This is a genomic window from Myxococcota bacterium (assembly GCA_039030075.1).
Lineage (GTDB): Bacteria > Myxococcota_A > UBA9160 > UBA9160 > SMWR01 > JAHEJV01.
Window position 1 is genome coordinate 67,952 of the sequence record JBCCEW010000017.1, and the last position, 23,017, is coordinate 90,968.

Annotated in this window: 27 protein-coding genes; 12 read left to right on the plus strand and 15 right to left on the minus strand. The window is 69.0% G+C overall.

The genetic code is table 11. The annotated features are described in order from the left end of the window. Positions 1-18: 18 nt before the first annotated feature. The 3 genes from AAF430_17590 to AAF430_17600 all read right to left on the minus strand — a co-directional run bounded on the left by AAF430_17590 (position 19) and on the right by AAF430_17600 (position 1,159). Complete coding sequence (locus AAF430_17590) at positions 19-507, minus strand: hypothetical protein (GenBank protein MEM7412045.1); 489 nt, start codon at positions 505-507, stop codon at positions 19-21. A 109-nt stretch (positions 508-616) separates the two neighbouring features. Then, positions 617-991: a hypothetical protein gene (locus AAF430_17595; protein MEM7412046.1), complete on the minus strand. Its 375-nt coding sequence runs from the start codon at positions 989-991 to the stop codon at positions 617-619. Between the two features lie 3 nt (positions 992-994). Beyond that, positions 995-1,159 carry a hypothetical protein gene (locus tag AAF430_17600; protein MEM7412047.1) on the minus strand — a complete coding sequence of 55 codons (165 nt, stop codon included), beginning with the start codon at positions 1,157-1,159 and terminating at the stop codon, positions 995-997. A gap of 194 nt (positions 1,160-1,353) precedes the next feature. On the opposite strand from AAF430_17600, the gene AAF430_17605 reads away from it, so the two are divergent. Further along, entirely contained in the window at positions 1,354-2,118 is a 765-nt protein-coding gene (locus AAF430_17605) for an SDR family NAD(P)-dependent oxidoreductase (GenBank protein MEM7412048.1), read from the plus strand. A gap of 30 nt (positions 2,119-2,148) precedes the next feature. On the opposite strand, the gene AAF430_17610 is transcribed toward AAF430_17605, so the two are convergent. From AAF430_17610 to AAF430_17620, 3 genes are all read right to left on the minus strand, one after another. Beyond that, the gene (locus AAF430_17610; protein ID MEM7412049.1) at positions 2,149-2,763 is read right to left on the minus strand and encodes a glutathione S-transferase family protein; all 615 of its coding nucleotides are present in this window, start codon (positions 2,761-2,763) and stop codon (positions 2,149-2,151) included. Positions 2,764-2,848: 85 nt separating this feature from the next. Further along, positions 2,849-3,505 carry a hypothetical protein gene (locus tag AAF430_17615; protein ID MEM7412050.1) on the minus strand — a complete coding sequence of 219 codons (657 nt, stop codon included), beginning with the start codon at positions 3,503-3,505 and terminating at the stop codon, positions 2,849-2,851. Positions 3,506-3,609: 104 nt separating this feature from the next. Then, positions 3,610-4,245: a hypothetical protein gene (locus AAF430_17620; GenBank protein MEM7412051.1), complete on the minus strand. Its 636-nt coding sequence runs from the start codon at positions 4,243-4,245 to the stop codon at positions 3,610-3,612. Between the two features lie 190 nt (positions 4,246-4,435). Here AAF430_17620 and AAF430_17625 point away from each other — a divergent pair, with 190 nt between their 5' ends. Then, positions 4,436-5,296, plus strand: coding sequence for a phytanoyl-CoA dioxygenase family protein (locus AAF430_17625; GenBank protein ID MEM7412052.1), 861 nt, complete (start codon positions 4,436-4,438; stop codon positions 5,294-5,296). 25 nt (positions 5,297-5,321) lie between these two features. On the opposite strand, the gene AAF430_17630 is transcribed toward AAF430_17625, so the two are convergent. Further along, complete coding sequence (locus AAF430_17630) at positions 5,322-6,005, minus strand: glutathione S-transferase family protein (protein ID MEM7412053.1); 684 nt, start codon at positions 6,003-6,005, stop codon at positions 5,322-5,324. A gap of 60 nt (positions 6,006-6,065) precedes the next feature. Next, complete coding sequence (gene yghU, locus AAF430_17635) at positions 6,066-6,905, minus strand: glutathione-dependent disulfide-bond oxidoreductase (GenBank protein MEM7412054.1); 840 nt, start codon at positions 6,903-6,905, stop codon at positions 6,066-6,068. A 202-nt stretch (positions 6,906-7,107) separates the two neighbouring features. On the opposite strand from yghU, the gene AAF430_17640 reads away from it, so the two are divergent. The 8 genes from AAF430_17640 to AAF430_17675 all read left to right on the plus strand — a co-directional run bounded on the left by AAF430_17640 (position 7,108) and on the right by AAF430_17675 (position 13,988). Then, the gene (locus tag AAF430_17640; GenBank protein MEM7412055.1) at positions 7,108-7,767 is read left to right on the plus strand and encodes a TetR/AcrR family transcriptional regulator; all 660 of its coding nucleotides are present in this window, start codon (positions 7,108-7,110) and stop codon (positions 7,765-7,767) included. A gap of 48 nt (positions 7,768-7,815) precedes the next feature. Then, positions 7,816-8,652 (plus strand): SDR family oxidoreductase, encoded by an 837-nt coding sequence (locus tag AAF430_17645; protein ID MEM7412056.1) that lies wholly within the window; start codon positions 7,816-7,818, stop codon positions 8,650-8,652. A gap of 2 nt (positions 8,653-8,654) precedes the next feature. Further along, a complete protein-coding gene (locus tag AAF430_17650) occupies positions 8,655-9,146 on the plus strand; it encodes an SRPBCC domain-containing protein (protein ID MEM7412057.1) in 492 nt (163 codons plus the stop codon). Then, positions 9,143-10,384 carry a cytochrome P450 gene (locus AAF430_17655; GenBank protein ID MEM7412058.1) on the plus strand — a complete coding sequence of 414 codons (1,242 nt, stop codon included), beginning with the start codon at positions 9,143-9,145 and terminating at the stop codon, positions 10,382-10,384. Before AAF430_17650 ends, AAF430_17655 begins: the two co-directional genes overlap by 4 nt. Before the next feature lie 101 nt (positions 10,385-10,485). Further along, positions 10,486-11,463 (plus strand): aldo/keto reductase, encoded by a 978-nt coding sequence (locus AAF430_17660; protein ID MEM7412059.1) that lies wholly within the window; start codon positions 10,486-10,488, stop codon positions 11,461-11,463. A gap of 51 nt (positions 11,464-11,514) precedes the next feature. Beyond that, positions 11,515-11,982, plus strand: coding sequence for a hypothetical protein (locus AAF430_17665; protein ID MEM7412060.1), 468 nt, complete (start codon positions 11,515-11,517; stop codon positions 11,980-11,982). An 11-nt stretch (positions 11,983-11,993) separates the two neighbouring features. Continuing rightward, complete coding sequence (locus AAF430_17670; protein ID MEM7412061.1) at positions 11,994-12,767, plus strand: acyl-CoA thioesterase; 774 nt, start codon at positions 11,994-11,996, stop codon at positions 12,765-12,767. Between the two features lie 30 nt (positions 12,768-12,797). Then, positions 12,798-13,988: an MFS transporter gene (locus AAF430_17675; GenBank protein ID MEM7412062.1), complete on the plus strand. Its 1,191-nt coding sequence runs from the start codon at positions 12,798-12,800 to the stop codon at positions 13,986-13,988. Positions 13,989-14,045: 57 nt separating this feature from the next. Here the strand turns inward: AAF430_17675 and AAF430_17680 are convergent, their stop codons facing one another. From AAF430_17680 to AAF430_17690, 3 genes are all read right to left on the minus strand, one after another. Beyond that, positions 14,046-14,933, minus strand: a complete 888-nt coding sequence (locus tag AAF430_17680) for a fructose bisphosphate aldolase (protein MEM7412063.1) — start codon at positions 14,931-14,933, stop codon at positions 14,046-14,048. 226 nt (positions 14,934-15,159) lie between these two features. Beyond that, positions 15,160-15,861, minus strand: a complete 702-nt coding sequence (locus AAF430_17685) for a VOC family protein (protein MEM7412064.1) — start codon at positions 15,859-15,861, stop codon at positions 15,160-15,162. Between the two features lie 8 nt (positions 15,862-15,869). Beyond that, entirely contained in the window at positions 15,870-16,910 is a 1,041-nt protein-coding gene (locus AAF430_17690) for an alcohol dehydrogenase catalytic domain-containing protein (protein ID MEM7412065.1), read from the minus strand. Between the two features lie 150 nt (positions 16,911-17,060). Between AAF430_17690 and AAF430_17695 the strand changes: the two genes are divergently transcribed. Further along, positions 17,061-17,516, plus strand: a complete 456-nt coding sequence (locus tag AAF430_17695; protein MEM7412066.1) for a PaaI family thioesterase — start codon at positions 17,061-17,063, stop codon at positions 17,514-17,516. A 9-nt stretch (positions 17,517-17,525) separates the two neighbouring features. Here the strand turns inward: AAF430_17695 and AAF430_17700 are convergent, their stop codons facing one another. Genes AAF430_17700 through AAF430_17710 form a run of 3 tightly spaced genes read right to left on the minus strand, consistent with a single transcriptional unit; the run spans position 17,526 to position 21,244 of the window. Further along, positions 17,526-18,803, minus strand: a complete 1,278-nt coding sequence (locus tag AAF430_17700) for an acyl-CoA dehydrogenase family protein (GenBank protein ID MEM7412067.1) — start codon at positions 18,801-18,803, stop codon at positions 17,526-17,528. Positions 18,804-18,849: 46 nt separating this feature from the next. Further along, positions 18,850-19,821 (minus strand): hypothetical protein, encoded by a 972-nt coding sequence (locus AAF430_17705; protein MEM7412068.1) that lies wholly within the window; start codon positions 19,819-19,821, stop codon positions 18,850-18,852. A gap of 13 nt (positions 19,822-19,834) precedes the next feature. Next, a complete protein-coding gene (locus AAF430_17710) occupies positions 19,835-21,244 on the minus strand; it encodes a phosphotransferase family protein (protein ID MEM7412069.1) in 1,410 nt (469 codons plus the stop codon). A gap of 105 nt (positions 21,245-21,349) precedes the next feature. On the opposite strand from AAF430_17710, the gene AAF430_17715 reads away from it, so the two are divergent. Beyond that, positions 21,350-21,904 carry a DUF4124 domain-containing protein gene (locus AAF430_17715; GenBank protein MEM7412070.1) on the plus strand — a complete coding sequence of 185 codons (555 nt, stop codon included), beginning with the start codon at positions 21,350-21,352 and terminating at the stop codon, positions 21,902-21,904. A gap of 2 nt (positions 21,905-21,906) precedes the next feature. Here the strand turns inward: AAF430_17715 and AAF430_17720 are convergent, their stop codons facing one another. Further along, positions 21,907-23,001: an aromatic ring-hydroxylating dioxygenase subunit alpha gene (locus tag AAF430_17720; protein ID MEM7412071.1), complete on the minus strand. Its 1,095-nt coding sequence runs from the start codon at positions 22,999-23,001 to the stop codon at positions 21,907-21,909. Between the last annotated feature and the right edge of the window lie 16 nt (positions 23,002-23,017).

Sequence of the window (23,017 nt, forward strand, 5' to 3'; positions counted from 1 at the left end):
GGCGACGAAGAGCGGAGCCTAGGAGTCGGCGGGCGGCGCCAGCTCGAAGAACCAGGCCCGGCTGAGGTCGTTCCCGGACGGACCGCCGCCGTACTTCTCGCTGACGATCGCACTCAGCTTCTCGCGGGTCGGCTCGTCATCGACGCGAACGAGCGTGCGGCGGTAGCGCTTGCCGTCCACCCGGACCACGGCGGCTGGCGCCTCGAGGGCCTCGTGGTGCCAGGACTTCCCGGGCGGGAAGTCGAGGCTCACCGGCACGTACGCCGAACGGTCCAGCACCAGGATCCACGTCGTCCGCGAGCGTCCCGAACTCTCGAGTTCGATCTCGCCCGTGTCGGTGGCGAAGGTCCAGTCGACGTCGCGCTTCTCGACGAGCTCACCCGAGGAGAGCGGACCACCGGGAATGATGGCGACCGGGCCATCCGCGAAGCGCGCGCCGATGAACACGACGACCAGCAGGGCCACGAGACCCCCGAGCACGATTCCCAACCAGCGAAGCGCGGCCATGGCGACCCTCCTTTGGGTTTCCCGGTTCTCCGCAGCACAGCGGAGCTCGGGTTGGGCGCTGATTCTAGGCCCGGGTAAGGAACGCCGCCGCCCGCCCCGCTCCGGTGCCTCAGGGCAGCGAAACGTCCTTGCGGGCGAGGAAGTGACCTTCGTCGGTCGTCACGATGGAGAAGCCCTCGCGCTCGCTGAGGGGCCGACCCTCGGCGTCGAGGATCTCGGCGCCCAGAGCGGCCAGTGTGGTGTGGAGCCCGCGATAGAGACCGTAGGCGTGGACGATCTGCCCCACTTCCCCCCGGTCCTCGGGTTGGTCGAAGTGGCGCTTCAGGATCTCGAGCGCCGCGTCGGCGGTCTCGGCGCGCAGCAGCGGAAGCGCCTCGAGCACGGCCTGCTCGGCAGGCTCGAAGCCGGCGCCCTCGGGAGTGTGAACCCGGGACGCCAGCGCGTCGGTGAGTCCTTGACGAAGCCCCGCCTCGTCGCGTGACACCGTTCAGGTGTGGCATTGGTGCTCGTACGCCGAATACAGGCGGATGATCTCGCGCAGTCGCTCGGGCAGAGTCCACGCGGCGCGCAGGGTCTGGTTGGCCGCGGTGAACAGCCCCAGGATCGGCCCGGGAATACGGGCCAGGTCGATGCGGAAGCCTCCGGGCGTCATACGGTCCTCACGAGCAGTCGACGGAAACGGGAGCATCTCGCAGGACCGCGCGACGCGCCATCGGGCCGCGACCGGCCGCCAGAACCCGCTCGCGTTCGAGGCCCGCCTCGCATAGCTTGGTCTCGCGCCCACCCCACCGCGCCCACCCTCGGGCAGCCCGCCCGCGATGGGTCGCGCGGAAAGAGGAATTCTCCATGAAGCCTGTCTGTCTCGTGCTCGGCGCCGGCGCCGGCATTGGTGGAAACGTCGGGAAGCGCTTCGCGCGCGAGGGATTTCACGTAGTGCTGTGCCGCCGCAGCGACGAGGAGGGGCTGAAGCAGCTCGTCACCGAGATCGAAGCCGCCGGGGGGTCCGCGACGGGCCTCCTGCTCAACGCCGCCGATCCGGACACGATCGAGGACCAGGTCACTGCGATCGAGAGCGAGGTCGGGCCGATCGAGGTCGCGCTCTTCAACCTGGGTGCGCAGATCGGCAACCGCGAGCTCGGGGACACCACCTACAAGGCCTTCGAGCTCGGCTGGCGGCTCGCCACCTTCGGGTTGTTTCGACTCGCGACCTCGCTCCTGCCGCGCATGGTGGAGCGCGGCCGCGGAACCCTGCTCGTGACGTCGGCGACGGCCGCGGTGCGCGGCAACGCCGGACAGCACTCCCATGCGGCGGCGATGGGCGGCCGACGCATGCTGTGTCAGACGCTCAACGCCGAATTCGCACCGAAGGGCATCCACGTCGCCCACGTGCTCATCGACGGGGCCGTCGATGCGCCCGACACGCTGGGAAAGATGCTCGGGCCCGAGGGCTTCCAGAAGCTGCGCGAGTCCCGCGGCATGGAGCACGACGGTTTGATGCTGCCGGAGAAGATGGCCGACACCTACTTCCATCTGCACCAGCAGCACCGCTCGGCCTGGACCCACGAGATCGACCTGCGTTCGTACTCGGACCTCGCCTGGTGGAACCACTAGCCGCCGGAGCGGTGTGTCCCCGGGCGCGCGTCAGTGCCCGGCCGAGTCCGCCTTCTGGAAGGCGGGCCGCGCCTCGATCCGGGCGACGTACGCCTTCAGGCTCTGCATCTCGTCGGGGACGCAGCCGAGCCGGTTGCTCATCACGGCCGCGTGACCCAGCATCGTGTCGGCCGCCGAGAAGTCCCCGATCAGGTACTCCTTGCCGGCGAGCGCTTCGTCGACCGGCGCCCAGGAGCGCGTCAGCAGGCGCTGCGCCTGGCCGAGCACCGTGGCGTCACGACGGTCTTCGGGGAGCAGGATCGTGTGCACGACGATCGTGTTCACCGGCGGCATCACCATGCCCTCGCAGTAGTGGAACCACTGGAGGTAGGCGGGGTACTCGGGCGCGTCGACGGCGGGCTTCAGGCCCCCGTTCTTGTGTCGCTCGAGGATGTACTCGGCGATCGCCCCACTCTCCCAGAGCGTCATATCGCCGTCTTCGAGCACCGGCACCCGCCCGAGCGGGTGTCGCGCGCGGTGGGCATCGGACTTCAGGTCCTTCGGGTGGAAGGCCATCTGGTTGAGCTCGTAGGGCAACCCGAGCTCTTCGAGGAGCCAGAGCGAACGAACCGCACGGGAGTTGGGGGCGAAGTGAAGCTTGAGCACGGGATCTCCTTGGGGCAAGCCGGTGTCGTCGGCGCGGACGACGATCCTACACCAGACGCCCGTCTCGGAAGCAGTCGTGCTGGCGCTAGACCGCCAACCACACCAGGGCGAAGCAGGCGATCCCGACCGCCATGCCCACGCGACGCCCGCGATCGAGGCCGCCCCCAGCCACGGCCTTGCCGAGCTCGGCGCCCGGATTGCCGCTCTGGCCCGCGGCGAGCACGATCGGCGCTTCGAAGGCGCCCGCGGCGACCGCGCGGAAGACCAGGGTGGCGAGCAGCACCACGCTGCTCAAGAGCCTCAGGTCTGCGAATGCCAACACGAGCAGCACGGCCAGCCAGGGAGCCAGGATGCCGCCCCAGCTCATCCAGCTGAACTGGCGGAGGTCGTTCTTCTCCATGTCGAAGTCGAACAGGAAGAAGTGGCGCCGCGGTTCCTCGAGCATCGGAGACACCGCGCCCGAGAGTCGCGCTCCCGTGAAGTGGCCCCACTCGTGGAAGATGCTCATGAGCACGAAGCCGGCCACCACGGCGTTGCCGACGGCCACCGCCTCCGCGAGGAAGGAACCCGTCGTCGCCGCCCACACCTGCCCGGCGCCCCAGAGCGTGAGGACGCCCATCGCCATGGCGAAGTGGTAGCCGCCGATCTGGCGCATGCGGGCGTGGTCGATCTTGCGGGCCGCGTCTTCGAGCGCGGCCTTCTCGGCAGCTGCGGCAGCGGGGTCGACGGTGGCTTCGGCCATGGGGGTCCCTCCAGCGGATCCTGGACGCGGGCGGGCGTCCGGACGCAAGGGTCAGTATTGGGGATCTCCGGGGCCGGGCCAAGCCGAGGCGCCGCCGCCGGCCCTCAGCGGCTCCGCAGCGCCCAGAACCAGCTGAGGGCGCTTCCCAGCGCGGCGAAGAGCAACCCGAGCACCAGCCGCGGGTCGCCCAGCTGGAGCCACGGATCGATCGGGAAGGCGATGGTCTTCGCCATCGCGGCGACCTTGAAGTGGTGCGCCCCATCGAAGTCCGGGTTCGTCGCGATCTCCATCAGGTCGCGTCGACTGCGGTAGCGCATGCCTGCCCCGACACTCCAGCGCTCCATCCCATCGGCGTTCATCAGGTCCATCGCCGTGTTCGCCGCCTGGCCGTAGAGCACCGGGTGACTCGCGCGCTTCGCGAGTTCGGGGGTCATGAACGCCATGTACTTGTCCATCACCTCGTCGCTCGTTTCGCCGGGCTCGACGCCCTCCACGGCGAGCGGCGTTTCGTACATGTCGATCAGGTTGACCATCACGAAGTCGTCGCCCGTGTCCTCCTCGAGGAACCGGCGCAGGCGCTCCAGTCGCTCGGGCGGAAGCGGAGGCTCGCGGTCCTGCATGCGTGCGACGTAGGCGTCGATCTCCACCTCGGTGAGGGGTCCGCCGCAGGAGGTGTACCAACCGCAGAAGAGCGCATAGGCACCCAGGAGCACGGCCCAGGTCCAGCGCGTCGGTGTCATGGGGTCTTCCCTCCTTGGGAGTGGGCGCTCGGGTGGGTACGACGATGCCGAACCCGCGTGGGAACCGATCGAGGCGTCCCATTCTGCCCAGCGCCTCGGCCCGAAGCCACCCTCCCCGGGCGCCCTGCCCTCGATGGCAACCGCGAGACCACCCGCTAGCGTGTGCGATCGGCGAGGCGAGAGGTGCGCAGTGGGAAGCCTGACTCCGCAACAGATCGACCACTACCAGCGCGAGGGCTACGTCGTGGTGCCTGGGCTCGTCGATGCCGAGCGCGTCGAACGCTATTGCGACCGCGCCCGCGAGATCGCCCACGGCGACGTCCCCAAGGCCGCGGCAAACCGGATCGTGCGCGACATCGCGTACGCCAAGGGAACGCTCCCCCTCCCCGACGACCCGGAACACGCGATCTGGAAGATCTTGAATCCGGATCGCTTCGACCCGGTCCTCGCCGAGTGCATGCGGATCCCCGAAGTGCTCGATGCGGTCGAGTCACTGATCGGGTCCGACCTGCTCGCCTTCCTGCTGATGTTCATCTACAAGCCGCCCGGCGTGGCGCAGTCGGTCCACCCGTTCCACCAGGATGCGGCCTACTTCATGTTCGGCCCGCACGAAGACTGCCTGGGTGTCTGGATTCCGCTCGACCCGGTGGACGAGGAAAACGGCTCCCTGTCGATCGTGCCGCGCTCCCATCAGCTCGAGGTGCGGCAACACGAAGTCCGGGACGGGATCAACGCCGGGGCCTTCGCCGCCGCGGGGGTCGAGGGCGAAGACGCATTCCACGAGCAGGCGATCACGCTGGAACTGGATCCGGGCGACTGTCTGCTCTTCCACACTCGGCTGCTGCACCGGAGCGGCGGCAACCGCACCCAGCGCCACCGGCGCGTGGTCACGCTCCACATGGCGAACGCGCGATGCAAGAGCACGGGGCCGATGCTCGCCGAGTACGGCTTCACCCTGGTGCGCGGCCAGACCTACGACGGCTGCCTTCAACCGCTCGAGAACCCGGAACTCGGGTTCCTGGGTCGCACCGTCGACGCAGCCGGCGCCTGACCCCTGCGGCTGTGCCCCCGGCCCTTCAGCCCAGGTCGATCGGGTCCTGGCTCACCACCTTCTTGCAGATCGCGAGTCCCGGCTGGAAGGAGGGCCGGTCGGTGAGGCGTCGCACGAGACCCGAAACGCCGGGCCAGCGGCTCGCGTCGAGCGGCCCACCGACCAGCTCGAGCTGGACGATCATGCAGGCCAGGCTGATGTCGGCGATGGAGAGCGCGCCGCCGACCAGGTAGTCCTGGTCGCCGAGCTCACCCTCGAGGTAGTCGAGCCGGGACGGCAGCTGCTCGGCGTAGGTCTTCCGAGCGGTCGCCACGTCGGGCTCCTTCCCCTGGAAGCGCGCGAACTGGATGGGGCGGAAGATGCCCATCCCGATCTGCCCGATCAGCTCGGTATCGCAGTACTCCTCGAGCCACAGCGCGCGACCGTGCTCGAAGGCCTCTGCCGGATAGCAGACCGGCTCGGGGAAGCGCCTCTCGACGAAGGCGCAGATCGCCGACGAATCGGGGATCGTGCCCGGCGGTCCTTCCTTTCCGACCGTGGTATCGCGCAACACCGGGATCCGACGCGCCGGGCTGATCTCCTTGAACCAGTCGGGCATCGGCAGGATGTTGACGGGCTCGAGCTCGAACTCGACCCCTTTCTCGCGCAGGAGGACGTCGACTTTGCGGACGAACGGGGACAGGGGTGCGCCGTAGAGGATGAGGCTCATGGCAAGACCTCCAGACAGATGGGTACTCCATCCGTCGGTGGGGCTGGGTTGGAGAGACGCTCAGTCGAGGTCGCTGGCCGAGTGGCGCTCGGGCACCCGCAGCTCTTCGGGGCCCCAGGCCTTGTTCACGCGCTCCCCGCGCTTCACCGCCGGGCGCTCCTGGATCTCGTCTGCCCAGCGCCGGACGTTCTTGTAGGTCTTCGTCTCGAGGAAGGTCTCGGCCTGATACAGGTTGTGGAGCAGCAAGCCGCCGTACCAGGGCCAGGTGGCCATGTCGGCGATGGTGTAGTCGTCGCCGGCCAGGTAACGACGGTTCGCCAGGTTGCGATCGAGCACGTCGAGCTGGCGCTTCACTTCCATCGTGTAGCGGTTGATCGGGTACTCGTACTTCGCCGGGGCGTAGGCGTAGAAGTGACCGAAGCCGCCTCCGAGGAAGGGCGTGCTGCCCATCTGCCACATCAGCCAGGACATCGCCTCGGCGCGGGCGCTCGGCTCGGTCGGCAGGAAGGCGCCGAACTTCTCCGCCAGGTAGATCAGGATGGCGCCCGACTCGAACACCCGGGTCGGAGGTGTCGTGCCGTAGTCGACGAGCGCCGGAATCTTCGAGTTCGGGTTCGCGTCGACGAAGCCGCTGCCGAACTGGTCACCATCGCCGATGTTGATCAGGTAGGCGTCGTACTCGGCTTCCTTCTTGCCGAGGGCCAGCAGCTCCTCGAGCATCACGGTGACCTTGACACCGTTGGGCGTCGCCAAGGAGTAGAGCTGGAGATCGTGCTCGCCCCGCGGCAGCTCCTTCTCGTGGGTCGCGCCAGCGATCGGACGGTTGATCTTCGCGAAGCGTCCGCCGCTCTCGGTGTCCCAGGTCCAGACTTCGGGCGGCGTGTATTCGGTGTCGCTCACGGGGGGTTCCTTTCGGGTTGGGGCGCGCGCTCAGCGTAGCGGAGCCCATCGCGGGCCCTGTCGAGGCCACAGGGGCCCCGGTTTGGCGCGGTCCGTGGGCCTGGGAGTGACCCAGGCGGCGTCGGATTTGAAGTTGAATCTGAATTCGGATTCGGATAAATTCGCTTCGAAGTCAGCACCTCCGAGCTACGAGGGCCCCTCGATGACGCGCAGCCGCTGGATCTCCGACCTGCACTGGGTCCGCACCGGGCAACAGCCGCGGGCGCAGGCCACCCAGGAGGCGATCCTCGAGGCCGCAGCATGGCTGATCGCCGAGAAGGGAGTCGAGGCTGCCTCGGTCGCCGACGTCGCGGCGCGCGCGGACTGCTCGGTGGGCTCGGTCTACCACCACTTCCGGGACAAGCGGACCCTGCTCTACGCCGTGATCGACCGCATGAGCGAACAGCTCTCCGAGACGATCCGGGACGCCGTCGACCCGACCCGTTGGGCGGGCGCGAAGGTCGTCGACATCCTGCGGGCGTATCTCGAGTTCTCCCTCGAGACGAGCCGCCCGCGCCCGATCTTCCAGGAAGCCGGCGTAGTCGCGGCACGCAGCGATGCACGCGTCCGCGAGCACCTGGCCGCGTTGCGCGGGATGCTCGACGACGGTCTCGCCGCCCTGCTCCTCGCACGCCGAGACGAGATCGGGCATCCGGACCCGGAGCTCGCGACCCGCTTCGTGCTCGATCAGCTCGGCGCCCTGCTCCACGTGCGCTTGAACCCGCTTCCGATCCCCACCGCGCTCGACGGACGACCCGACGCGGTGTTCATCGCCGAGGCGATTCGCGCTTCGTCCGACTACCTGCGGCTCGAGGGCCGCTAGGAACGCCTCACCGCGGCGCACGCGTCGCGCACCCAGGGAGACCTCGACATGACCGAACGGACCGTCCTCATCACCGGCTGCTCGACGGGTATCGGCAAGCTCGCCGCGAAGACCTTCCAGGCGAAGGGCTGGAACGTCGTCGCCACCATGCGCTCGCCCGAGAAGGAAACCGAACTCGAGGCGCTCGAGCGCGTGTGGGTCACCCGGCTGGACGTCACGGACAAGGCCAGCATCCAGGCCGCCGTCGACGCTGCGGTCGAGCGCTTCGGCGGCATACACGTGCTGGTGAACAACGCCGCCCGCGGTGGGCACGCCCTGCTGGAACAGTCGACCGACGAGATGACCCGTGCGATGTACGACACCAACGTCTTCGGCGTGATGGACACCTGCCGCGCGGTGCTCCCCCACATGCGACGCCAGCGCCAGGGGACGATCATCAACGTCACCTCGATGGCGGGCCTCGTCGGTCTGCCGCTCGAGACCAGCTACTGCGGCAGCAAGTACGCCGTCGAGGGCATGACCGAAGCCCTCGCCTACGAGCTGAAGCCGCTGGGTCTCTACGCGAAGACGGTGGCCCCCGGCGCGTACCTGCGGACCGAGTTCACGGCGAACGCGAACGACGACTGCGTCGACGCCGGCGGGGAAGAGCTGGCCGCCTACGCAAAGAAGCTCCGCGAGCACTTCCGCTCCTCGGTCTCGGCCGAGGGCGGTGACACCGCCGACCCCCAGGAAGTCGCGGACCGGATCTACCTGTGCGCGACCGCCGACACGCCGGTCCACAACCCGGTCGGCTCGGACGCGGAGATGCTGGTGCAGATGATGGGTGGCCCGCCGCGCCAGAACTTCCTGGACACGGCCGCACCGCTGCTGCTGCCGGAGGCCTAGACATGTCGCGAACTCGAACCACCCCGTTCGCTCTCTCCCTGCTGTGCGGCCTCGTCGCCTGCAGCTCGGTCCACACCGAACGCGTGATCGCGGCCCCGCCCGAGGTCGTCTGGCAGGTGATCACCGACCCGGCGGGCTACGGCGCATGGAATCCGGTGATCTACAAGGTCGAGGGGGAGTTCGAGGAAGGGGCGGAGCTTCTGAACCACCTCCGTGAGCCCGATGGACGCGAGTACACGATCACGTCCTCGGTAAGGGAGATGCGCCCGGCCGAGGAGCTCTACCAGGTCGGCGGGCCGTTCTGGATCCTCGAGTTCCACAACCGCTACCAGCTCGAGCCGGTCGCGGGCGGCACGAAGGTGATCCAGCACGAGGACTACCGGGGCATCGCGGTGCCCTTCTGGAACCATGACTGGATCGAGCCGGCATACGCCCGGATGCTCGAGGGGCTCGAGCAGCGTGTTTCCGAGCTGTCCGGAGGCGGTTCCCAATGAATTTCGGAACCGGCCTCGAACTGATCGCGCCCGCGCGCTACGCGCGCGACGGCTACCCCCACGCACTCTGGACCGAGCTGCGGAAGAACGCGCCGCTCCACTACTTCGAACCCGAGGGCTATCGCGGCTTCTGGGCGGTGACCCGACACGCGGACATCTGTGCGATCTCGAAGGATCCCGGGCGCTTCTCGAGCGAGCCGCGACTGACCGTCATGCTGCAAGCGCTCGAGGAAACCGACTCGATCGGCAGCCAGATGCGCACCCTGGTCAACATGGATCCGCCGGACCATCGCGTCTATCGCAACCTGGCGACGCCCTGGTTCAAGCCGCGAAACCTGAAGGCGCTCGAGGAGCGCATGGTCGAGTCCGCGCGCGAGCTCGTGGATCGCATGTCAGGAGATGGCAGCGCGCGAGAATCCGACTTCGTCACCGAGGTCGCGGCCCTGCACCCGCTCCGGCTGATCGCCCACCTGTTCGGCCTCGACGAGGCCGACGAACCCTTCGTGCTGCGAGCGACCAACGAGATGTTCGGCGCGCAGGATCCCGAGTTCCAGGCCACGGGCGATGCCGAAGCCGACGCGGCGAAGCTGCGCCAGGACTTCTTCGCGTTCTTCCAGAAGATCGCGAACGAACGCCGCGCGAACCCCAGCGACGACCTCGCCAGCGTGCTCGCGCAATCCGAAGTGGAGGGTGCGCCCATCCCCCAGCTCGAGTTGCTGAGCTACTACCTGATCGTCCTCACGGCCGGGCACGAGACCACGCGCAACGCCCTCTCGGGCGGCCTCCTGGCCCTCATCGAACACCCCGACGAACTCGCGAAGCTGCAGGCCGACATCGGCCTGGCGAACCGCGCGGCCGACGAGATCGTGCGCTGGACCTCGCCAGTGAACCACTTCGTTCGGACGGCCACCGAGGACACGGAGGTCGCCGGCCAGAAGATCCGCGCAGGGGAGTCCCTCGCGCTCTTCTACGCCTCGGCGAACCGGGACGAGAGCGTCTTCGAGGCGCCCTTCTCCTTCCGGGTCGACCGCCACCCGAACCCCCACCTCGGCTTCGGGATCGGCGAGCACTTCTGCCTCGGCGCGACCCTGGCTCGTATGGAGATCCGCGTCCTCCTCGAGGAGCTGGTCCCGCGACTGCGCCGGATCGAGCTGGCCGGGGAGCCCGCCAAGCTCGCCTCGAGCTTCGTCGGAGGCCTCAAGCACCTTCCCGTACGCGCGGAGATCGCGCCGGCATAGCCCCTCCCGCCCCCGCTCGCTCGACCGTCCGGCCCCGCCCGACGAGCGACCCACCCCGAACTGCGCGACCCTCTCGCCGCGCCCGACGGCAGGAACCCAGCATGAATCGACGAAGCCTCGGCGGCCTGGACGTCAGCGCCATCGGTCTCGGCTGCATGAGCATGTCCGACACCTACGGCAAGGCCGACCCTGAAGAGTCCGAGCGCACGCTCCAGCGCGCACTCGACATCGGCGTCACCTTCTTCGACACGGCGAACGCCTATGGCCTGGGCCGCAACGAAGAGCTGCTGGGCCGCGTGCTCGGCCCGCGACGCCAGGAGATCCAGATCTCCACGAAGTTCGGCTTCGTCGTCGGCGACGGCGGACCGTCGATCGACGGTCGCCCCGAGCAGGTGGCGGACCGCTGCCACGAGTCCCTCGAGCGGCTGGGCACCGATCACATCGATCTCTATTTCCTGCATCGGCCCGACCCGGAGGTGCCGATCGAGGACACCGTGGGTGCGATGGCCGACCTGGTGAAGGCCGGGAAGGTCCGGCACCTGGGTCTCTGCGAGATCTCGGCCCGCTCCCTGCGGAAGGCCCACGCCGTGCACCCAATCGCAGCGGTGCAATCCGAGTACTCGCTGTGGACGCGCGACCCGGAGAAGCACGTGCTGCCGGCCTGCCGCGAGCTCGGTGTGGGCTTCGTGCCCTTCAGCCCCATCGGGCGCGCGATCCTGACCGGGAAGCTCGGGCAGGGCGCGGCGTTCGAAAGCGACATGCGGGCGTCGATGCCCCGCTTCCAGGGCGAGAACCTCGAGCGCAACCTGACCCTCGTGCGCGAGTTGCAGGAGATCGCGACGTCGCTCGACGCCGCGCCGGGCCAGGTCGCCCTCGCCTGGCTGTTGGCGAAGCACTCGGACGTCGTGCCGATCCCGGGCACAAAGCGACGTGCGTATCTCGAGGAGAACGCCGCGGCGGCCGACGTCGCCCTGCCGGCAGATACGGAAGCCAGACTCGACGCCCTGTTCGCGCCCGAGCGCGTCTTCGGAGAGCGCTACGGCCACAGCTGGATGCGCACCACCGATACCGACGACTAAGCTCGGGCGCTCCCGGCCCACCCCTTACTTCAACGCGCCCAGGAGGACACCATGGGTTCCCACATCTCCATCAAGAAGACCGGCCGTCTGCTCACCGCCCTGCTCGTCGGTCCGCTCGCCGTGGCCTGCAGCGGACCCTTCGTCCTGTTTCCCGGCGGCGCCCTCGAAGGCGCCACGGCCGCGACGCCTGCCGACTGGTCGTTCACCGACGAGGTCGACACCATCCAGCTCGAGACGAACCCGGGCGAGCCCTACTCGGTGAATCTCTGGATCGCCGCGGCGGACGACCAGCTCTACGTGCACGCGGGGGCCGAGCGCGCCACCTGGATCGAGCACATGGACGCCGATCCGCGCGTCCGACTCCAGGTGGAAGACGCGGTCTACGAGCTCGCCGCGAGTCGCGTCGAGACCCAGGAGGAGTTCGACCGCTTCGCCGACGCCTACGAGGTGAAGTACGGCCTGCGACCGCGCAACGAGAACATCGCGGAGGTCTACCTCTACCGACTCGGCGCCCGCTAGCGGGAGACGCGTTGTCCGATTCGCGCTTCTATACGCCCGTCGCGACCCACAACCCAAGGCGCTTCCTGTTGCCCGTGGCGAACGACCTGCTCGTCGGACCGGCCGAGCGGCAGTTCATGATGGGCGGCGTGGGTCTCGGGTCCGCGATCCACGCCCTGGAGACGGCGACCGGGCGCCCGCTGATCTGGGCCACCGCCCAGTACCTCTCGTTCGCACCGCCCGGAGCCACCGTCGATATCGACGTGCACATTCCCGTGACCGGGAAGACCGTGACCCAGGCGCGCGTGGTGAGCCACGTGGGCGAGCGCGAGATCCTGACGGTGAACGCCGCGCTCGGCTCCCGGCCCGACCAGGCCGGGCGCCAGCACGTCCCCATGCCCGAGGTGCCGCCGCCCGACGCTTGTCCCGTACACGAGCCGCATTTCGTCGCCGAAGACGATCTCCATACGCGGCTCGAGCGTCGCGACGTCGTCGACACGACCACCGACCACGACGGCCACGCGCGCGTCTGGATCCGCACCCTGGAGGACGAGCCGATCACGGCGGGGCTGCTGGCCATCTTCGCCGACTTCCTGCCCGGCTCGATCCCGGTGACCCGAGGGTCCAGCAGTCTCGACAACACCCTGCGCATCTGTCGCCTGGTCCCCGCGCGCTGGTGCCTGATCGACTCGCGCGTGCAGGGCATGGCGTCCGGGTTCTTCCACGGCGAACTCTCGCTCTTTGCCGAGGACGGAACCCTGCTCGCCACGGCCAGCCAGAGCGGCGCGCTCCCGAAGCGACGTTGATGGGCCCGACGATCGAACGGGCCCATCCTCGTGGCTGACGCTGGCAGCCGCCCGCGACTGCTCACGCCCGAGTTCTGGACGCTGACGGCCTCGGCCAGCGTCTTCTTCCTCGGCACGAGCGCGGTCAACGCCTTGCTGCCACGCTTCGTGGTCGACGAACTCGGCGGCAGCGAGCTCACCGCGGGCATCGTGATGGGTTCGACGGCGATCTCGGCGCTGCTCACGCGCATCGGCCTGGGACGTCTCGCCGACCGCCGGGGCGCGCGGCTCGTGATCCTGCTCGGCGCTGTGCTCGCCACGCTGGGGCTGCTCTTGCTGGCCGCCCTCCCCCACGTGCCCGGCGCGATTCTCTCCCGCCTCGTGCTCGGGGCGGGCAGCGCGGCCGTGATGACCGCCTCGACCCTGCGTTCGATCGAGCTCGCACCCGAGTCGCGGCGCAGCGAAGCCGCGAGTTATGTCCTGATCTCCTTCCACGTCGGCATGGGCCTCGGTCCGGCGCTGGGCGAAGTGCTGCTCGGCTTTCTCTCCTACGCCGCGGTGTGGGCGACCCTCTCGACCGTTACCGCCGCGGGGGGCGGCGTCGCGCTCTTCCTCCACAGCCAGCCCAAGCCGCCGTCGACCGAGCCCTCTCCGCTGATCCATCGGAACGCACTGGCCCCGGGCATGCTCACCCTGCTCGGCGTGTTCGCCTTCAACGGCTTCCAGATGTTCGTGCCGCTCTACGGTCGCGAGGTCGGCCTCGAGAACGTGGGTGCAGTCTTCCTGGTGTCGTCGATCGCGATGGTCGTGGTGCGGATCTTCTTCGGCAGCGTCCCCGATCGAATCGGCCCGGTGCGCGCCGGCACCCTGGCCCTGGCCACGACCGTTTTTGCGAGTCTCGTGGTCGCGGGATGGGCGGCGCCGGCCGGTGTTTTCGTCGGCGCGGCGCTCTTGTCTTGCGGGCTCGCGCTGCAGTCGCCGTCCTTCATCGCGATCGCGGTGCAGGGCGTTCCCGAGCACCAGCGTGGTTCGGCCATGGCCACCTACACCGCGTTCTTCGACGTGGCGAATGCGCTGATCGGCCCGGTCTACGGCGGGATCGTCAGCGCCAGCGGTTACCGGAGCGCGTTCCTCACCTCGGGCGTCTTGTCCGCGCTGGCGATCGTGCTCCTGCACGCGATCGTGGCGCAGCGTTGGCGCCGGGGCGTGCGTCGTGCCGCGCAGGGCCCGGAGGCGCCCTGAGCGGGAGGCGCGAGGAGCGGAGCGCCGAAGTCGTTCCGGCGCTCCGCGATTTCGCGATCAGGTCTTCGAGGCGTCGTAGATGCTCTGGATCGACTCGTCGAGCTGCTTGTCGAACTCGGCCTGGGACTGCTGGGCCGACAGGCCCTCGGTGAGTGCGCGCGAGAAGCTCGCGACCATTCCCGGGTTCCGCGACAGGCGACCGTTCGCCTCTTCTCGGCTGTAGCCACCGGAGAGCGCCACCACGCGAACCATGTTCGGGTGGTCCTGGCACTCCTTGTAGAAGCCGTCCGTCTCGGGAAGCGTGAGCTTGAACATCACCTTCTCGTCGGCCGAGAGCGACCCCAGCCCGGCGAGCAGCTCGCGCCGCAGGATCTCCTCGGCGGCCGCCTTCTCGGGGCTGTTGATGTCGACCTCGGGCTCGATGATCGGCACGAGACCCTTCGCGACGATACGGCGACCGATCTCGAACTGCTGATCGACGACAGCCTTGATGCCCGACTCGTTGGCGAGCTTGATCACCGAGCGCATCTTCGTGCCGAAGATGCCCTTCGCAACGCCGCGATCGAGCAGATCGTCGAGATCCGGGAACGGCTTCATGATCTGGGCGCCGTCCTTCTCGTCGGCGAGGCCCTTGTCGGTCTTGAGGAAGGGGACGACCTGCTTCTTCTGCCACAGGTAGTCGGCGGTCGACTGCCCCTCGACCTCGCGGTCCATCGTCATCTCGAACAGGATCGCGCCGAGGATGCGATCGCCCCCGAAGCTCTGGCTGGTCATGATGCGGCAGCGCATCTCGTGGACCTTGTCGAACATCTCGGCGTCGCCCGAGTAGGTGTCTTCCGGAACGCCGTAGAGGCGGAGCGCCTTCGGCGTGCTGCCACCGCTCTGGTCGAGGGCGGCGATGAAGCCGGGCTGGGTGCGGACCTTGTCGAGTTGCTCTTGATTCATGCTCTTTCCGTGCGGCTGCGGCCGGACGGCAGATCCGGACGAGTGGGGTTGGCGTTGGGGTGGTCGGGGAACGGGAAGTTCCCAGGAAGGCCGGCAGGTTAGCGCCGCTCGCCGGCCGCGGCGATCACTCCGGGCGCCCGTCGGAGGCCACGATCACCTGTCCTGCGGGCGCGCCCGACGGGGCCGCAAACCACCGAAACTCCCGCTCTTTCGCGGGCCGCTCCGCTCAGCCCGGGGCCGGGAGGGGCCCGGTGAGGGATGCGCGCTGGGAGAGTTCGACCCAGTTGCCGTCGGGGTCGCGGACCATGGAGAAGATGGCGACCTCCCCCGCGCGGCGCGGCGGCGCGCCTTCCTGCGCCCCCGCGGCCAGGGCGCGTCGGTGGGATTCGGCACAGTCGAAGATCTGCACGGTCAGATAGCGATAGCCCGGCCCGAACAGCGACGCGTCGGCCGGCGCATCGGGGTCTTCTTCCAGGAAGAGGCGCGTGGTTCCACACACCAGGGCGTCGCCGTCTTCGTCGAAGCCGAGCACGTCGCGGTAGAAGGCCCGGTGTCGTTCGCGATCGCGAACCGCGAGCCCGATCCCGAGGGCGGTGATGCCCCGCGTGCCGGGTGCGACCCGCTCGACGTGTTCGCCATGCGGCCCTTCGAGCCTGCGCGCCTCGGTCACCGCCGGGTCCGCGATCCACAGGGCGCGAATGCCCGAACGCGGCTCCTCGGGGAGCGACTCCACGCAGTTCACCTTCACGACGGACCCGTGGATCCCGAAACGGTGCTGGGCCACACCCCGTTGGGGCCGCAGCGTCTCTTCGAAAGGGAGACCCACGGTTTCGCCCCAGAAGGCGCGCGCGGCGTCGAGCCGATCGGTCATCAGCGCGATGTCCAGACACGGTTTCGCGAAGGACGGCTTGGCGGGACGGGCGGGCACGCGGTGACTCAGGCCGTGGGGTCGAGCAGCACCTTCAACACGCCGTCGCGACGGCTGTCGAAGAGCGCGTACGCCTCGGGCCCCTCGGAGAGGGGACGCTCGTGGGTGAAGACGAAGTCGGGCTGCAGGGTGCCCTCGGCGAGCAATGGCACCAGGTTGGGCCAGAGCCGCGGCACCGGACACACGCCGATCCGGAAGGTCAGGTTCTTCATCAGCGCCAGCGACATGGGAAAGACGAACTCGGGGTTCAGGTTCACGCCGATCACACTCACCCGGCCGCCTCGCCGTACCAGCGCCAGGGCGTTCTGGATGGTCGCGTCGGCGCCCACCGCCTCGATCACGCTGTGGGGACCGAGGCCGCCCGTCGCTTCGAGGATCTCGGCGTTCACGTCGGCCCCGACATCGCAGGGAATCGCGCCGAGCTTCTGGGCGGCAGCCAACCGGTCCGGGACGCTGTCCAGTGCGAACACCCGCCGCGGACCGAAGAGCTGGGCGCTCTGGATCGCCATCAACCCGACCGGGCCGCAGCCGATCACGGCGACGTCGTGGCCCGGCTCGATCTCGGCGTTCAGCGCCCCGTAGTAGCCCGTGGGCAGGATGTCGGTGAGCAGCACGGCGCTCTTCGCCGTCACGCCGTCGGGAATCCGGTGCAGGCTCCGGTCGGCGTCCGGGACGGCAAGGGCTTCGGCCTGACCGCCGGCGAGTCCCTGGTTCGTACCAAAGACCCGTGCCCCGGACGTCTCGCAGGCATCGACGTAGTCGCGCAAGCAGCTTCCGCAGCCCCCACAGCCGATCACGCCCGACACGAGCACGCGATCGCCGCTGCGAAAGCGTCGGACCGCCGAACCGACCTCGACGATCTCCCCGATCGCCTCGTGACCGATTGCGTAGGGGTCGTCGCCCATCGTGCCGTGGTAGATGTGGAGGTCCGAGCCGCAGATCGCGGTGCGCTCGATGCGCACGACGACTCCGTCGGTCCGTTCCGGCGAGGGGTCCGGAACCTCCTCGAAGCGGATGTCTTCCTTGCCGTGATAGAAGAGCGCGCGCACGGTCGTCCTCCGTTCCTCGGGTCGTCGCATTCTACCCCGCCCGACCGGTGCCGAGCGGGAATCGACAGGCCGACCAGACCGGCGGCGAAGGCGCGTGGGTCCGTTCGTTTTCTGGTGTACCTCTTGGGTCCCCACCCGGAGGCCTTTCTGGTGCCCGAATATTCCTCGCAGACTCCGCCGCGCTCGGCGACCGGCGGCCTGATCCCCTTCGTCGATCGCAGCGGTCTCGTGCTCGAAGAAGCGCGCCGCGGCTACGTCCGGATGCGCATGCCCCTCGAGGGAAACGTCAACCACGTCGGGATGATGTACGCCGGCGCACTCTTCACGCTGGCCGAGGTCCCGGGCGGCGCTCTGTTCGTGAGCAGCTTCGATGCGAAGCAGTTCTACCCGATCGTCAAGAGTCTCGACATCCAGTTCCGAAGGCCCGCGAAGAGTGACATCACCGTCGAGGTCTCGCTCACCGACGCTCGGATCGAAGAGATCGCCGCTGCGGCCGAGGCCAACGGCAAGGCCGACTACGACTGGGAGTGCGAGCTCGTCGACGCCGAGGGCACGGTCGTCGCGCGCACGACCAACCGCTACCAGATGCGGCGCATCGGCACCTAGCGGGCGGCCTCAGCCCTTCGCCTCGTCGACGCCCTTCGGCGCGCGCTGCTTCATGAAACCGAAGAGATAGCCCGCGACGCGGCGCATCTGGATCTCTTCGGCGCCTTCGGTGATCCGGTAGCGGCGGTGGTGACGGTAGATGTGCTCGAAGGGCTTGTGACGGGAGTAGCCGAGACCGCCGTGTACTTGCATGGCGCGATCGGCGGCTTCGCAGCAGAGCCGGTTCGACCAGTAGTTGCACATCGACACCCGGTCCGAGACCGAGAAGGCGCCATCCCGGTCCATCTGCCAGGCGGTCTTGTGAATCAGGGCGCGCAGCATCTCGCACTGGGTCTGGAGCTCGACCAGCGGGAACTGAATCGCCTGATTCGCCGACAGGGGCTTGCCGAAGGGCTTCCGCTCGTTGGCGTAGGCCACCGACGCATCCACGCAGAACTGGGCGGCGCCCAGGCTCGAAGCCGCTTGCCGGATCCGGTTCTCGTTGAAGAAGTGCTGGACCACCGCGAGCCCCCGCCCGTCCCCGCCGAAGATGGCGGACTCGGGCACCCGGACGTCGGTGAACGACACCCGCCCGTGGTCGGTGGGCATGTTGAAGGTCCAGAGCATCTCCTCGATCTGAACGCCCTCGGCCTGCATGGGCACCAGGAACGCGGTGATGCCCTTCCCGTCTCCCGCCTCGCCCGACGTGCGCGCCATGACCATGTCGTAGGGGGCCTTGTGGATCCCGGTGTTCCAGGTCTTCTCGCCGTTGATCACCCAGTGGTCGCCGTCGCGCACCGCACGGGTCTCCATGTGGGTGGCGTCGGAGCCGTGAGCCGGCTCGGTGATCCCGAACGCAAAACCCTTCCGCCCAGTCGCGAGATCGTCGACCCACTCGCGCTGCTGTGCCTCGGTGCCGTACTCGAGCATCAGCAGGAGCCCCACGTTGTTGCCGACGATCGAGTGCTCGTTCTGGAGGTCGTTGTGCAGGCCGAGACCCTTGTGGGCGAGGTGCTCACGGATGATCGCCATCCCGAGGTTCGTACCGTCGCGACCGCCGTACTCCTTCGGGAAGGGGTAGCGGTAGTGCCCGGCGGCATCGGCCCGCCGGCGGGCCTCCCCCAGCAGCGCCTCCCAGGCCTCGTTCGGCAGACCGCCCCGGTCCCAGTCGGTGCGGGCGTCCTCGCGGCGGTGATCGAAGAAGCGGATGTTGTCGTCCTGCTCCTCGAGCGGGCGGATCTCCGCCTCGATGAAGGCGTCCAGTTCCTGCAGGTAGGACTGCAGCTCGGCGGGAATCTCGAAGTCCACCGGGGTTCTCCTTTGCGTGCTCGGCCGCGCGAAGGCGGCCGGCGTGTCAGACCTGGCGCAGGAACTCGGAGAGGCCGTAGCCCGTGCGATCGCCCCAACGCCACTCGGTCATGCCTTCCCCGATGTGGGTCATGCGGCCGTCGCGGCGATTCCGCAGCGGGATGAAGCCGCGCACGGTCCCGCTGATCTCGTGTGACGCGCCGCTCTTCGTCTCGATCCGCGCGATGAGCGACCGGTGGTACAGGCCGTTCTCCTCGTACTCGGCATCGATCTCGATCCCAACGATGTTGTCGACGTCGTCGCCTCGGACGATCACGCCGCCTTGCCGCAGCGGTGCCCCCGCGACCTGCACGCGGCTGACCATCGCGCCGAGGTCCGGACCGAAGTTGAGGGTCAGCCACTCGTAGCGGTCGATCGCCTGCCAGTAGCGGGGCCCCCAGGAGTGATCGCGGAGCCCGAAGCCTCCGAGCGCGATCTCGCCATCGCCATAGTCGAGCGTGCCCGAGACCCGCATGTGCTGTTCGTAGTGGGCCTTCGCGAACTGTTTCTCAGGATCGCGGCCCGCCTCCGAGGGGTCGTTCGCCTTCCCGTACATGGGCCCGACCGCCTCGTGGGTGAGATCGAGGTTCAGGCGACGCTTCGGGCTGTCCCGGAAGGCGCGGCTCGGATCGGCCAGCGCCACCGGGTCGGCGAGCTCGATCACGCCGCCCGTGTAGCGCGTGCGTAGCCGCTGGGTGGGCTCGACCACGTCGAGGCGCAGGCCCCCGGCGTCGAACGCGTCGTTGTGGTCGATCGAGGCCCGCTTGAAGGCGAACAGCACCCGGCGATCGGGGAGGAACACACAGACGGTCATCTCTGCGCGTCCCTCGTTCGCCCGGTTGCCGAGACGCACGAAGCCACCGAGCCCGCGGCTGGGATCGAAGAAGTTGAAGTACATGCTCTCGTTGAAGTTGGGCTCCGGCCCCAGCGCGTGCAGCCCGTCGTCTTCCGGCGAGAGGTTTCCGAGGATCTTGGCCATGGGGTCTCCTGGGTCAGGGGGCTGCGTTCAGCGCCGTCGCCAACCCCGAGTAACGCGGCTGATCGATGGCGAGCTGGTTGGCGGCGGTGATGCGCAAGTGGTCGGCGAGGCCCGGGCGGTCGAGTCGCATGTCGCCCTCACGGAGTTCGCGGCAGAGTCGCGCGCGCAGGACGGCGAGGGAGCCCTCGCTGTGGAACAGTCGGCGCAGTCGCTCGAGCTCGCACGCGCGATGCGCCGGGCCCAGCGCGCCCTCGCGCAGTGCGATGTCGACCGAGTTCGACGCGACCAGGGCGAGAAAGGCGGCGCGCCCCTCGAGCGCCCCCCGGGCGTCTTCGCGCAGGAAGTCGCGCACGCTCGTCAAGAGCTCGTCGACACGCGGCATGTCGACCGAGCTCGCCGCCGGCGCTTCCTCGACGAGTTCGACCGGGCCGGGGATGATCAGATTCGCGCAGTCGACCTGACACTCGGAGCTCCGGCGCGCCACGGCCGGCCGCTCGACGGTGCGATCGAGCCCACCGCGCCAGGCCACCGCCATCGACAGACTCATCGCCGCCCACCAGAACGAGCCGAACACCTCCCAGAAGCGCACGTGGTCCGGGTCGACCCGCACGCCAGAGACGTGCGCGTAGCCGTCGAGCAGATCCTCGAGGCAGCCGAAGCCTCCGACGGGCAGCTCGGTCCGACCGAAGCGCCACGAGTTGGTGCAGATCCAGCCAAGGTCGCGAATCGGATCCCCGAGGTGGGCGAGCTCCCAATCGAGCACCGCCACCACGCCCTCCGGACCCACCATCAGGTTCCCGTTGCGAAAGTCGTTGTGGACGAGTCGCGCTTCCTGGGTGGGCGGCAGGTGATCGAGGAGCCAGCGCGCCGTGTAGTCGATCATCGGCAGCGACGTCTCGAAGGAGACGTAGCGGTCCCAGACCTCGCGGACGAACGCCTCCGCCGGCACCGTCTTCAGCTTCGCGTCGAGTCCGTGCGCGGCGACGTCGATGCCGTGGATGCGGGCCAGGATCTCACCGCACTGAAAGGCCAGACGCGGACGGACGGCCTCCAGCTCCGGGGCGCGCAGGATCCGCCCGCCGACGGTCTCGCCCTCGAGCCACTCCATGACGAAGCCGGGGCCCAGCCCTTCTTCGGGAGTGAACACGTGGAGGATCTCGGGCTCGGGCACCCCCGCCGCGCGCGCGACCCGAAAGAGCTCGGCCTCGACGGCGAGCCCGGGCCCCGTCGCCTCGTCGCCCGCGTCGAATCCGCCAGCCGCCCGGCGCACCGCGAGCGGTTGCAGCCCCGCCGCGGTCTCGACCTCGAGTCGGTAGGTCTCCTGACTCGCCCCGCCACTCAGACGCCGGACGGAACGCAGGGCGCGAAAGCCGGGCAAGGCGCCGGCCAGGCTCTCGCGCAGACGCTCCTCGAACTCGGCCATGGCGGCCGCAGTGTACGGCGGCTCCGCGCGGCGCTGCCAGCACGACGCGTTGCGCCGCTCAAGACCGTGGCCGGTCGGGCCGAGGGATCCTCCGAGGAGCGCTTCATGGGAATACGGACCGCCAGCGCCGCCGTCGTCCTGTGTCTGCTCGGGCTCCCGGCCAGCGCCGAGATCTACCGGTGGGTCGACGATCAGGGCAACGTCCACTTCACGAGCCGGCTGCACGAAGTCCCGCCCGATCAACGCGGTGTCGCCGAGCGGCCCCTCGGCAGCGGCCAGGGATCCCTCCAACGCTTCGAGGGTTCGTCGCCCCCTCCGGCCGCCGCCTCCCCGGCCCCCGCGACGAAGCGGCCCGGGCGTCGCGGTGCCAGGCCAGAGCCCGAGGAAGAGCGCGTCAACGGGCTCACCGAAGCCCAGTGGCGCGAGCGCGCGGAGGGCTACCGCGCCGCCATCGCTCGCCTCGAGCCCCAGGTCGAAGCCTGCAAGAAGGACCGCTTCCGCTGGAAGTCGGGTGCAGGGCGACGCGCTCGCGATGAAGAGGTCCGCGAAGCCCAGGCCTGCAGCCGCGCGCGCTCGAACCTCTCGATGAACCAGACCTGGCTCGAGAACTGGGTCGAGAGCGGTCGACGCGCGGGCGTGCCGCCGGGGTGGTTCCGCTGAGCTCAGCGACCGCTCGCCGAGGGGCCGGACCAACGCCCGAGCCACCACTGGTTGAACTGCCAGATCGCCTTCTCGAAGCGCGCGAGCGTGCCGACCTCGAAGCTCGCCGCCTGCATCCCGGCCTGGACGGCCTCGCACGCGCCGATGTCCTGTTCGTGCACGGTTCGCACCAGCGCTTGCATCCCGGTCAGCGCCTCGGCCGTCGCCGGATCCTCCCACTGCGCGCGCGTTGCGCAGGTGTAGATCCGCAGCTCGAAGTGCTCGGCGTCCAACGGGAAGAGCTGATACCACGCCGTGCCATGCTTGCCGGGCGCGAACAGGTGGAAGGGATAGACGACGGCGGCCAGCAGCGGATCGACGCCCTCCTCCTTCGCCGGCATCCGCAGGAGCGAGTAGGGGCCGTGGTTGTCGGGAACCTCGGAGCGCGCTGCGGGAAACACCCCTTCGAGCGTGTCGCGATGGGTGGCGATGTGGTGGTACGCCTCCATGAAGTTGTCCACGAGCACCTTCCAGTTGAAGGGCGAGGGATAGGTCGCCGTATGGACCGCCGTCATCTCCGAGATCCCGAAGGGAGCCAGCGCTTCCTCGAGCGGTTCGAGCTGGGGCCCGAGTGCCGCTGCGTGGCCATCGAGGTTCACGAACACCCAGCCCAGCCAGACCTCGCTGCGCACTTCGGGAAGACGACAGTCGTGGAGGGCCGGGTCGTCGCGGTCGATCAAGGGTGCGCCGCGCAAGCGGCCGGTCAGATCGTAGGTCCAGGCGTGATAGGGGCATTGGAAGACGCGGGTGTTGCCCGGCTCGCCCACCAGTTCGGCGCCGCGGTGACGACACACCCGCGACAGCACGCGGATCTCGCCGTCGCTCCCGTGGACCAGCATGAGCCGGTCGCCGAGGAGATCGAGCGGCGCGAAGTCGCCGCGCTCGGGCACCTGGTCGACGCGTCCCGCGCACAGCCAGCCGCCCTCGAAGAGATGGCGGCGTTCCAGGGCGTAGACCGCGGGCGACGTGTACGCCTCGGCGGGGAGCGTGCCTGCCTTCTCGAGCGGTCGCGCCGCCGCCTCCAGTGACTCGGGTGAGAGCGGAAGCGGTTCGGTCACGCTGTGGCCCCCTACC